We start from the raw sequence: 11,363 nt of genomic DNA on the forward strand, positions 1-11,363 counted from the left end.
GAAGAGGTCTTGCAAAATGGATTCAATATTCTTCCAAGTGATGCCGTAAAACTGCTTATAGTTCATGCCCTCGGTGGGTAATCCCTCTTCGGTAAGGAGCCTCTCAACTGCCTGCTCGGTGAACAGTTCCGAGTCGATGAGTGTGCCGTCCATATCAAAGATGACGCCCTGGATATTCGAGATAGTCATCTGCCTATTCACTTTCTGACTTATGCAAATAAAACGGAGCATCTGAGGGTGGGAGCGGGGTGTTGCCAAGAATTAGGTCTGATGCTTTTTCAGCAATCATCATCACGGGCGAATAGATGTTTCCGTTGGTCACCCCGGGCATCACCGATGCATCAACGACACGAAGGCCTTCGATCCCGTGTACTTTCAAGCTGTCGGGATGAGTCACGGCCATATCATCCAACCCCATTTTTGCGGTGCATGATGGGTGAAGAGCTGTTTCGGCATCTTCACCGACCCATTTTAGGATTTCTTCGTCGGTTTGAACCGATGGTCCCGGCGAGATCTCACCACCATTGAACTCGTCCATCGAGGATTGACTTAAAATCTTTCGGGCAGAGCGAACCGCTTCAATCCACTCCTGACGGTCGAGGCCCGTGGATAAGTAATTGAATCGTAAGGCGGGGTGTTCACGAGGGTCCGTGGATTTGATTTTAATATTTCCGCGAACATCAGAATACATCGGACCGATGTGGACCTGGTATCCATGGTTTCCTTCTGGTTGGCTTCCGTCGTAACGAATGGCCAGTGGCAGAAAGTGAAACTGAATGTTCGGGTATTTTACGGTTTCATTGCTGCGGATAAAGCCGCCGGCCTCAAAGTGATTGGTGGCCGCTTCCCCGGTGCGCCCGAAGAGCCATTTCAGCCCAATCCAGGGCTGGTTATACCACTTGAGGGCGGGTTGCAGGGAAACAGGTTGTTTACAGGCATGCTGTACATAAACCTCCAGGTGATCTTGGAGGTTCTCGCCTACGCCAGGCAGATGGTGGACCATTTTGATGCCATGGGGCTTGAGGTCCTCTTCGTTGCCCACGCCGGAGAGTTGCAGGAGCTGAGGTGTGTTGATGGCACCACCGGAGCAGATGACTTCACCCGCATGCGCCGTATAAGTCGTCGTGCCGTAGCTGGTGTTAAAGAGTCCCTTACCTTTAACGTACTCGACCCCCACGGCCCGCTTACCTTCAAAGAGAATTCGGGTGGAGAGTGCCCCACAAATAACAGTGAGGTTGGGGCGATCCATTACCGGGTGTAGATAAGCCCGGGCAGCGCTCCAGCGCCTTCCATTGTTCACATTGCGGTCGAAAGGCGCAAAGCCCTCTTGCTGATAACCGTTTACATCGTCTGTGATGGGGTACCCAGCCTGTTTGCAGGCCTCAAAAAAGGATTGAAAGAGGGGACTTTCACATGGCCCCTTCTCAAGAACCAAAGGGCCTTCCTGCCCATGGTAATCATTTTTACCGGCGGTTCGATTCTCGGCTTTGATAAAGTAGGGCAGGCAGTGGGCGTAGTCCCATCGCTCCATGCCGGGCTCCAGGGCCCATTTTTCAAAATCCATGGCGTTGCCGCGGATGTAAATCATGCCGTTGATACTGCTTGAGCCGCCCAAGACTTTGCCTCGGCCGTGGTCGACCTGTCGACCATTCATAAATGGCTCCGGCTCCGACTTGTATTTCCAGTCGTAGAGCTTGTTGCCGAGGGGAGTACTGAGGCCAGCTGGCATATGGATAAAAATATCCCATTTCCAATCGGGTCGCCCGGCTTCCAAAACGAGTACCTTATTCGAAGGGTCCTCGCTAAGCCGGTTGGCTAGGCAACACCCAGCAGATCCTCCACCGATGATGATATAGTCGTAACTGTCTTTTTTGACGATATTTGGCATGATTCCCCCGCATAGAAAGCTACTTGGAATAGCTCGGTGAATCCAGCATCCCTAAATTATTTAGGTTCCGACTCTATGTTTGACTCTGGTCAAACAAGCTTAAAACAGTATACAAAACCTCTCGGAATCAAGAGAGCGGTATTCGTGATATCCTATGAAGTGAGATGAAAATGAAGAGAAGTTTCGTGATGAATGCATACGTGGCAAGTGTTCTTACCCTGGCCATGGTTGCTTGTAGCCCAAAAGCCGAATCAGAGGCTCCCGCCAAGAAGGTTGAAGACAAGCCTCAAGCAGCTGCCGAAAAAACAGTGATTCGGGTAACCGGTATCCCTGATGAGAATCCGACCGAACTTCAGCGTAAAAATGCACCACTTGTTGCCTATCTTAGTGAAGAACTCGGCACCGAAGTTACTTATGTCCCCGTCACCGATTACGGTGCAGCGGTTCAAGCTCTGGCTGCAGGGCAAATTGATTTTGCTTGGCTTGGTGGTTTCACCCATGTTCAAGCCCGAACCATGGCCGGCGCTGTGCCTTTGACCATGCGCGGAATCGATCGTGATTTTAAAACCGTATTCATTGCCAACGCGCAGAGCGGTGTTGAGAAAGTCGAAGATATTCGCGGTAAGACCCTGTCTTTCGGCTCAAAGAGCTCCACCTCGGGCCATCTGATGCCACGTCACTTTATGAAGACTCAGTTTAGTTTGGACGTAGCCGCCGATCTTGAAGGTAAGCCAGTTTTCAGCGGCGCCCATGATGCCACAGCGAAAATAGTTGAGTCGGGCAAAGTTGCTGCAGGTGCTTTGAACAAGCAGGTTTGGGATCGTATGGTCACTCAAGAAAAAGTTGATACAGCCAAGGTGAAGCTCATCTGGACCACACCTGGCTACGTTGACTACGTTTGGACCGCGGGCAAAGAAGTGGACGCGCTCCTACAAGACAAATTCAAGAAAGCCTTTTTGAAGCTCGATGGAACCAATGAGAAGCATCAAGCAGTATTGGCACTTCAGGGTGCGGCTAAGTTTGTACCGGCAGCGCCGAGTGACTTTGATGCGATTGAATCGGTTGCTCGTGAAACAGGACTTTTAAAGTAAGATGACTGAGCTCGTCAGTGAGCAGGCTCCTGTATTGGAGCTCTCTGAGGTTGGTAAATCGTTCGGTGAGTTCAAAGCTCTATCGGCAATCAATCTCAAAGTGTCACTTGGCGAGCGAGTCGCTGTTTTGGGTCCCAGTGGTAGTGGAAAGTCTACCCTGATTAAGCTTTTGGCAGGGTCTCTTGAGCCTTCTTGTGGTCAGGTCTTGGTCGAGGGCCAAGATATGGCCACATGGAACCGGCGCGAACTTCGTTCCTATCGTCGCCAGCTTGGTTTGGTCGAGCAAAGTTTAGACCTTGTCCCGCAATTATCCTTGCACCGAAATGTTGTCGCAGGCCTGCTCTCAAATTGGTCACCATGGCGCATTATGCTCTCTTTACTGTGGACCACGGATAAACAAGAGGTGGCGCAGATGCTTGAGGAAGTGGGTCTTGCATCCAGGCAGTTTGATTCCACACACACATTAAGCGGCGGTGAGAAGCAACGCGTGGCCATTGCTCGGGCGTTGATTCACCGGCCCACGATTCTCTTTGCAGATGAACCAACATCGTCTTTAGACCCGGCCACAGCACAAACAGTCATGAAGCTGCTTATCGAAGAGGGCCAGCGGCATGCGCAATCGATGGTTTTATCCACCCATTGGGTAAGCGTGGTTCAGCCACATGTTGACCGGATCATTGGCCTACGTGAAGGCAGGCTCGTTTTGGATGTGCCTGCTCATGAAGTAACCGACTCGGTGCTCGATGAACTCTACGCGGGGCACCAGGAGCGGCGTTGATGCCCAGTGACTCGGTAAAACCGCTTTCAACGCGGGAGCAACCTGCAGGCCTGCGTGCTCTGGTTTTGTCGGGTTTTCTCATCGCTTGGTGCTTGGGTGGTTGGGGCATCGGATTTGAGCCGGGGAGATTATTTCAAAAAGACGGTCTCGCCAATGCTCTTGCACTGTTTCAAGGCTTTACGAGTCCTGCATTGGATGCTGACTTTATCCGACGCATCATGGAGCTTAGCGTTGAGAGCTTTGCCATTGGCTTCTCAGGGCTCGGCTTGGCCCTTGTTATCGGTATCCCCTTGGGGATCTGGGGAGCGCGTTTACCGGCACTGCCTGAGCAATCCCGTAAGCGTTCATTCGTGGATTTCACGGCGTTTGTAGTTCGCCCGGCCTCACGAACCATCCTGACGATTTTACGCAGTATTCCCGAAATTATCTGGGCCTTTTTGTTTGTTCGCATTCTGGGATTAGGTCCCGGCCCGGCGGTCATTGCTATTGGGCTAAGTTTTGCCGGAATCATTGGTAAGCTTTTTGCGGAGCTGATGGAAAGTGCAGCGCCTGAGCCTGCAATGAGTCTACGACGTCTCGGGGCTTCCCCGCTGGGCGTAGCGCTTTATGGTGTCTTACCCCAAGTACGTCATCAATGGGTTGGGTATGGCCTTTTTCGTCTGGAATGCGCGATTCGAAGTGCGGCGATTTTAGGTGTGGTGGGTGCAGGAGGGCTTGGCTCTGAAATCGATTTAAGCATTCGCTACTTTCAATACGACAAGCTGGCTACGGCGCTCCTGGCACTGCTTCTCTGTGTTATTTTATTGGAGATTTCTAGCCTCATTTTGCGTCGGTCGAGAGCGTATTGGTCGATTGGTACCATCGCTGTCGGCGCTCTTTGGGGAAGCCTGACGTTAGGCGTTGTGTGGTTTGACCTTTTTACGGCCCAAGCAGCCAAGCAACTGGGCGTCTTTTTGGCGGGGTTTTCCAATCCAGTGCTTGACTTCGATTTTGTGTGGGCAACGACGCAGGCCATGCTCGAGACAGTAGGGATGGCACTCTTTGCAACCATGGGTGCATCGCTTTTAGCGTTTATGATGGCACCTTTGGGAGCTTGGCAAATCCTAAGTATGGGTTATCTGCAGGATGCACCCAACGGGGCAACCCATCAGCGGCTCTTTGCATTGGTGTTTATGGCAGTCCGGCTTATCTTTCAGGTTTTCAGAGCGATGCCTGAGCTCGTATGGGCGTTGATTTTTGTAGTCTGGATAGGAGCCGGTCCCATGGCGGGCATGATGGCCATTGGAGCCCATACCATCGGTATCATGGGCAGGCTCTTTGGCGAGGTTTACGAAGACATTGAAAACCACTACCCAAGCACCTTAGAGGCTCGGGGTGCGGGCAGGCTTGGAGCCTGGGCGTATGGTGTTTTACCGCAGGCGATGCCCCAGCTCTTATCATTCGCATTGTTTCGTTTTGAGGTGAATATTCGTGCTACAGCCATGGTTGGTTTTGTGGGCGCAGGCGGCATCGGTGATGAAATCCATACCGCCATCAGCCTCTTTCATTTTCGAGAGCTTGCCACTCAGCTTTTGGTCTTGCTGGTCGTGGTGAGCTTAATCGACGCTCTTAGTTCCGAACTGCGTTTGAGAATCATGGCTCGATGAACATTTGATAGGACCTAAGTCCCCGCAAAAAAAAGGTTTTCTCTAGTTTTCGGTTTCGCCCGGCATTTTAATGCGTGGCTTGCCTATTAAGCGCAACTTCTGCGTTTTCGCGCCGACAATGAAGTATCCATTCATAGCTGGAGCTGAAGATGCCATTGTCTAATTACCTTCCTAGTTTTGTAAGCCGTCTGTTTACCAATACGTCTCAGGTTCAAGGCCCGGGCCCAGAGGCACCGCCCCATGTCGAGCGTCCAGTTCAGGCAGTCATTCGAGATTCTATCCAGCGCGGGCCGGCTCAGCGCCAGGCTCCTACCGTAGGCTCTGGTCAAGAAGCTCAACTTCGTGCCCCTGAGCGCGCGCCTCGCATTCAACCAGCTTCTTCGGGAGCGCCTGATTTTTATCCCGCACTTGAGGATTTATTAGCCATCAAAGCCGCAGAACGTGGAACCACGATGCGCGGCATCGAACTTCGCTTCTATGATCCGCGAGGCATCATCGCTGCCTATGCTTTGGACCCATCTCGTGAGGGAACATCCTGTAAAGACCTCTTCAGCCATATCCTGAGAACGAAGAACTTCGGTCCGTCATGCGGCGAAACATCCAATGCTTTAAAAAGTGTATTGTTCTCTGGTGCAACTCGCGAACAAGAAGGCGAGCAGGCTCTCTATGAAGCCATTCGTGCTCCGGGTGATGGATTTTTAAGAGTTCAAATCGGGTGCCATAGCTTCGTGGTGGAGAAAAAAGACGATGCCTGCCGTATTTTTCAAAGTTATGACGGATGGTACAGCATGGCGACTTCTTTAAAGGACGATAAGCCCATTGCCAAAGAAACATTTGCCGCGTTGATTCAGCAAGTGGTGCGTAAAGACCAGGCTCGAACGCAAGGTGAATACGATGCAGCACAGTTAGCCGAAGAGCGCCTATTTCACGGCGAGGTTGATGCCACCCGAAATGCAAAAGGCACCAGCCGGTATCAAATTGTGACAGAAAGTGCCGAACGAAGAACGCCTACGAGTGAGTTGGGCGGTCGAATGGATGCGCTTTTAAATCGCTACAATAACGTATGGGAAGCATTTGAAAATGACTCCCGCACCAGTGTGGGGGACTTTGCTAGAGCACAGTGGCCAGAGCTTTTTGGGCTTTAATTAAATTCCCACTCGCCCGCTACACAGCTTATCTCTGGTAGCTCAGGATCGCAGCTTAGAGGTGCAGCCTCGCTGCATGGGAGTTTATGACCATCGGCATGCACGCCGCAAATCTGTCCGCATCCATCGGTTTCCCCAAGTTTCAAATCAGTACAGTTGGGACTGCAAGCTGCTCTAAGATCCAAGCAAGTAGCGAACCCATCGGCGGTGTAGCCACATTGGTATTCGTCTGAGCCAAGTCCTTCGGGAGCATAACACTGGATCGTATTTCTGGTACCTTGAAAGCAGCCATAGAGCTGGCGGCCTTGAGTACAGAGCCCTTTGACACCAATGGCCTCAGATGGTTCTTGAGGTGTGACGCATTTTGGCGTGCAAGAAAATTCACCCGACTCGTTGGCTCCGCAATAATCCGTCGCCGCGCAAGCGCCGCAGCTACCGCAGCCCTCGGTTCCACAAGCGGAAGAAGAGCATTCTTCCGAGCAGTCGCAAGCGAGCGCGTCTGAACAGGTTCTGCCGTCATCGCAGTCGCCACCGAGGTTGGCATTGGTGTCCATTCTGATCTCAAAGCTTAAGCAGCCAAGAGTTGGAATCTCGTCGTATCGAACCATGAACATTGTTGATTCAGTCACTTCAAATGCTTGGTTGCAGCCTTGCCAACCTGTTGCAGCCGCGCACGATGGGCTGGCTGCACATTCAATGGAAAATGCGGTGTCTGTTTCAGGAAAACCGGCTACTTCTGTGAGAACCACATTACCTTCGTCGACGGTATCCGTTGAACTCGCTGGGTTGGACTCTGCCGTGGTGGACATCGTGGGAGCTTGGCCAACAACCAAAGGCACAATACCTGTCCAGGCATCAGCATCGTAGCCCACAAGCCCTTGAATACCCATGCTTACGCCGCCTGTAGAGTTTAGAACCAATCCTTCATCATGGTCGAAAAAGACGAGACCTTCAGGGCTTGAACCGAGGCTGTTATGGTACTCGACAATTTCAGCGATGTTGCTGCCGAAGGTATCGATTTGTGTGCCGTAATTATCTTCATCTACAAAAACTGCCACCCAGTTTGCATCGGTGGGCATCGTTAGATCTTGGTTGGTTTTGAAGAGCGGGCTGGTAGTGAAGCCGGTAGTCAGGTCAACAAAAAGGATGGCGAGCTCACGCGTCCAGGCGACATTGGCTTGTGCTTCTTCATGGTAGAGGTGCGGCTGAAAGTTAACTGCTTGCCCCGGTGCGGCCGAAGCTTGAATGTCAAGTGTGTTTTCTCCACCCATGGGATCAAAATTTTGGGTGCTGGTGTACCAAGTTACCGATGCTCCAGCTTCGACTTGAACGGCAATGGTGGCGATTGTGAGTTCAGTACTGTTGGGAATTGGTACCGTGAGAGTCGTTGTCGTTTCAGAGAGCACGATGGATTGAGTGGACTGGTCTTGTGTTAGCTCAACTTGTACCAAGGCCCAGCCGTCGTCGACCGTTGCGGTTGCGGGGAGGCTGACAGTAAGTGTGGTCACCTGGACCAATCCGTCGCTCTCTTTACAGCCCAAGAGTGCGAGGCTCATTCCTAAAATGGTGATGAGTATTCTAAAGATATGTTTCACTTGGTCTCCCCTTTATCTACTTTGGGTATAAACGCCGTCAGTGCCTTGGTCAATTAAGTCTTCTAAGTTCTCAATTTGTATGGTTTTTGTGTGGTTCTTGAGGGGTGTGTTCTTGTGATAATTCTGAAATTTCAGGAACTTCCAGCACATGGTTTACCAGCACGCTCGCCACCGCAAACGGCAGTTTTAAATAGTTTTTTTCTTCCATATAGAATTTCGAGAAGCTTTTGAGTCCGATCACCGAAAACTCTCCCTCTTCGGGAAAGTGGCGATCTAGAATCTCACTCGGCATGTCGAGGCCGGCAGTGCGCTTTAAAAGAGTTTCTACGCTTTCACGAGAAACCCCGCCCAGGCTGCCCCGATAAAATCGATAAGCATCTCTAATTTCACGCGGCCCAATCCCCTCGGGGTTTTCATAAACGACAAATTCAGCGAGCCTTAAAAGTTCGAAACAAGCGGCAGCGAGCTCAAGGAAGTCAACGCTGTCATTGCCCAGAACATCAAATTGGAAAAAGATGGCTTCGCCTATGTTTTCGCCGATACCTGCTTGCTTGGCGTAGTTTAGAAATTCTGATTTTGAGATTTTCCCATCGCTGTCCCGGTCAACTTGATGCCACCTGTCCAGAAGGTGCATCAGTGTATGGCGAAAGGCTTTGCGCTCTTCCCTGTCACGTAAGAGAAAGTACTCATAGAGATCCGCAAAGATGAACTGAAATATTTTCTCAGGTAATTCTTGGTCGACCACTTGCTGGTAAAAAAACATGTCTGCAATAGAATGTCTTGTTTTGGGAATGCCCATCGCATCGCCCATGAGGTCCTGGATGTGTTCAGCAAATAGAATCGAGTCTTGTTTTTCTTCCTCGGTGGGTTTGTGAACCGGGAGTATTTGAACATGAAGTTTGTTGGACCACTGCATCATCACACGCAGAAGAAACAACACTTCGCTGTTTCTGCCGACACAAGCGGGATTCATTTCCGAGCGATATTGCATGCATACCGGGAGAAGGTCCACGCCAGGTTCGAAAGCGCCTCGCTTAAATGTGATGAGGGATTTCCCATTGGTGCAGGTTCCCTCAGGGAAAATCAGAACAGGTGGTGCTTTTGGATTTTCGGCAATCGCTTCAATTTTTGATTTATAGGCTGCTTTTGTTTTTGCATCGGCATGGCGGTCGACGAAAACAGAATTGAGCACTTGTGCAAACCAACCGATGAAAGGCATCTCGCGGATATCTCGTTTTGCAACAAATGAAGGTAGCCAGCGGTAGGCGTAGTAAAAAACGTCAAGCAGTGAGGCGTGGGAAGCTCCGCATATGATGCCTACATTTTCAAACCCGTTTTCCTCGAGTCCTTCTTCCTCAATCCACCAAAAGCCGAAGGCATAAAGTACAAGCCTAGAGCACCACTTCAGAGGCAAAACGGCGGTTCGTTGTATGGGTTTGGGTAAGAACGCGGCCACGGTTACAAAGAAGCTGGCAGTGCCGAATGCCAGCGCTAACAACGTGAGACGAATCATCAACACAGGCAACATGGGTACGAGGAGAAAGATCTCTAGAGCTCGCCACGGCGTGTCTGTTTCGAAAGGGTTTACGGAGTGTCTGTGGAATGTACTTCGGATGCCATCGGGTTGACTGGTCTGTGAGGAACTGACCGTTCCAACGTCTGAACTTCTCACAGAATTTCCCCCTTGGTCTCTCACATCGAGACCCACTTCTAAGTCTAGGAGGAAATGGGCTGCCTGTCGATGAGCAGTGGTAGGAACCTAGGGGCTTACGCTCTGATTAGCCTTTGCAAGGCGTGGTACGCAGGTAGGGTTTGATCGTTTCGTAGCCAGGGAAACGCTTTTCCGCCTCTTCGTCTGAAACTGAGGGAGCAATGATGCAGCGGTCGCCCACTTGCCAATTGGCCGGGGTTGCGAGGGCTTGGTTGGCTGTGAGCTGAAGGCTGTCGATAACTCTCAGAATCTCGTTGAAATTACGCCCGGTTGACGCAGGATAGGTCAGCGTGAGTTTTACCTTCTTATCAGGCCCGATAATAAACACAGAACGAACGGTCAGTGTGTCCAACGCTTTCGGGTGAATCATGCCGTAAAGCTTGGCAACGTGTTTGTCGCTATCGGCAATCAAGGGGAAGTTTAAAGCGTGGCCAGTGACTTCTAGAATATCTTTAGACCACGCACGATGGTCTTCAAGGCTGTCTATAGAAACTCCAATTGCCTTAACGCCCCGTTTGTCGAGCCGCGTTTTCAATGCCGCAACCTCTCCCAGCTCTGTCGTACACACCGGGGTAAAGTCTTTTGGGTGAGAAAATAATAGCGCCCAGCTATCACCCATCCATTGGTGGAAAGACACTTCGCCTTCAGTTGTTTGTGCTTTGAAATCAGGAGCAGTGTCTCCAAGCATGATGGGCATGGTATTATCTCCATTCGGAAGTTACGACCTTGAGAAGCTTATAGGTCGCGAGCTGTTCTTTCAACGGGGAGGAAGTTACACATTTCTTGGGGTTATCGTGACCTAAGAATCTCTTCGTATGGGGAAGAATGGTGGCCGCATCCTTCTAAGCCCCTGTTATTAAGCGTTAATCCTGATTCATGACCGAGTGAGTTGTTTCTCTGGGAACCCTTGGGTTAACCGAATGGTTCGCTGGACGATAACTTGAATGCCCTGATTCGCCTGATTTAGGGCAAAGGGTTAGGGGCTACCAATAGTACTGTTACTTAAGGGCTTTGATGCATGGCCCTAATGTTTAGGGATTAATTGTTGAACCTTTTTCAAATCTTGGGTAAGCCATCACCCAAAGAGTCTTCGTACCGAGTTGAACGTTTGTTGCCCAAGCTTCGAATGGACCCAATACCGGCAGAGGGCATCAATTACCCTCGCGTGTTGCTCGGTCCCCGAGAAAATTTCGCGAATTAAGATTGGCTGGCATCAGGTCAGCGCATCAGGAGAGAGATATGTCCAAGAAATTGTTTGTGGGTGGCCTAAGCTGGAATACCGATGATAACGGTCTTCGTATGGCTTTCGAGCAACACGGTGAAGTAACTGAAGCAAAAGTAATTACAGACCGAGACACTGGCCGTAGCCGTGGTTTTGGTTTCGTAACTTTTAGCGATGACACTGCGGCTGACAACGCGGTCGAGCAAATGAATGGCTCCGAACTTGATGGCCGTGCATTGAACGTCAACGAAGCACACGAGCGTAGCCGTGGCGGCGGCGGCGGCGGC

At 50.9% G+C, this 11,363-nt stretch carries 10 protein-coding genes; 5 read left to right on the forward strand and 5 right to left on the reverse strand.

Going from position 1 to position 11,363, the window contains the following annotated elements; all coding sequences use genetic code 11:
* Together HOK28_22940 and betA are read right to left on the reverse strand one after the other, a co-directional pair.
* The coding region (locus HOK28_22940; protein ID MBT6435966.1) for an HAD family phosphatase at positions 1-189 on the reverse strand (189 nt) is incomplete at its 3' end.
* Between the two features lie 4 nt (positions 190-193).
* Entirely contained in the window at positions 194-1,888 is a 1,695-nt protein-coding gene (gene betA / locus HOK28_22945; GenBank protein ID MBT6435967.1) for a choline dehydrogenase, read from the reverse strand.
* 170 nt (positions 1,889-2,058) lie between these two features.
* On the opposite strand from betA, the gene HOK28_22950 reads away from it, so the two are divergent.
* The 4 genes from HOK28_22950 to HOK28_22965 all read left to right on the forward strand — a co-directional run bounded on the left by HOK28_22950 (position 2,059) and on the right by HOK28_22965 (position 6,548).
* Entirely contained in the window at positions 2,059-2,979 is a 921-nt protein-coding gene (locus HOK28_22950; GenBank protein ID MBT6435968.1) for a putative selenate ABC transporter substrate-binding protein, read from the forward strand.
* Position 2,980: 1 nt separating this feature from the next.
* The gene (locus HOK28_22955; GenBank protein ID MBT6435969.1) at positions 2,981-3,757 is read left to right on the forward strand and encodes an ATP-binding cassette domain-containing protein; all 777 of its coding nucleotides are present in this window, start codon (positions 2,981-2,983) and stop codon (positions 3,755-3,757) included.
* Entirely contained in the window at positions 3,757-5,403 is a 1,647-nt protein-coding gene (locus HOK28_22960; GenBank protein MBT6435970.1) for an ABC transporter permease subunit, read from the forward strand. The genes HOK28_22955 and HOK28_22960 overlap by 1 nt, the downstream gene beginning before the upstream one ends.
* A 149-nt stretch (positions 5,404-5,552) precedes the next feature.
* The gene (locus HOK28_22965) at positions 5,553-6,548 is read left to right on the forward strand and encodes a hypothetical protein (protein ID MBT6435971.1); all 996 of its coding nucleotides are present in this window, start codon (positions 5,553-5,555) and stop codon (positions 6,546-6,548) included.
* Here the strand turns inward: HOK28_22965 and HOK28_22970 are convergent.
* From HOK28_22970 to HOK28_22980, 3 genes are all read right to left on the reverse strand, one after another.
* On the reverse strand, positions 6,545-8,143 hold the full coding sequence (locus HOK28_22970; GenBank protein ID MBT6435972.1) for a hypothetical protein: 1,599 nt from the start codon (positions 8,141-8,143) through the stop codon (positions 6,545-6,547). The two genes, HOK28_22965 and HOK28_22970, sit on opposite strands and share 4 nt — an antisense overlap.
* Before the next feature lie 70 nt (positions 8,144-8,213).
* Positions 8,214-9,815 (reverse strand): hypothetical protein, encoded by a 1,602-nt coding sequence (locus HOK28_22975; protein MBT6435973.1) that lies wholly within the window; start codon positions 9,813-9,815, stop codon positions 8,214-8,216.
* A 106-nt stretch (positions 9,816-9,921) separates the two neighbouring features.
* Entirely contained in the window at positions 9,922-10,551 is a 630-nt protein-coding gene (locus tag HOK28_22980; GenBank protein ID MBT6435974.1) for a peroxiredoxin, read from the reverse strand.
* Positions 10,552-11,093: 542 nt separating this feature from the next.
* Here HOK28_22980 and HOK28_22985 point away from each other — a divergent pair.
* Positions 11,094-11,363: RNA-binding protein (locus HOK28_22985; GenBank protein ID MBT6435975.1), on the forward strand; the 270-nt coding region annotated here is incomplete at its 3' end.

The organism is Deltaproteobacteria bacterium, assembly GCA_018668695.1.
Classification (GTDB): Bacteria; Myxococcota; XYA12-FULL-58-9; order XYA12-FULL-58-9; family JABJBS01; genus JABJBS01.

Coding starts and splice junctions, on each gene's coding strand:
- betA (MBT6435967.1), bottom strand. CDS start 1,888: ATGCCAAATATCGTCAAAAAAGACAGTTACGACTATATCATCATCGGT.
- HOK28_22950 (MBT6435968.1), top strand. CDS start 2,059: ATGAAGAGAAGTTTCGTGATGAATGCATACGTGGCAAGTGTTCTTACC.
- HOK28_22955 (MBT6435969.1), top strand. CDS start 2,981: ATGACTGAGCTCGTCAGTGAGCAGGCTCCTGTATTGGAGCTCTCTGAG.
- HOK28_22960 (MBT6435970.1), top strand. CDS start 3,757: ATGCCCAGTGACTCGGTAAAACCGCTTTCAACGCGGGAGCAACCTGCA.
- HOK28_22965 (MBT6435971.1), top strand. CDS start 5,553: ATGCCATTGTCTAATTACCTTCCTAGTTTTGTAAGCCGTCTGTTTACC.
- HOK28_22980 (MBT6435974.1), bottom strand. CDS start 10,551: ATGCCCATCATGCTTGGAGACACTGCTCCTGATTTCAAAGCACAAACA.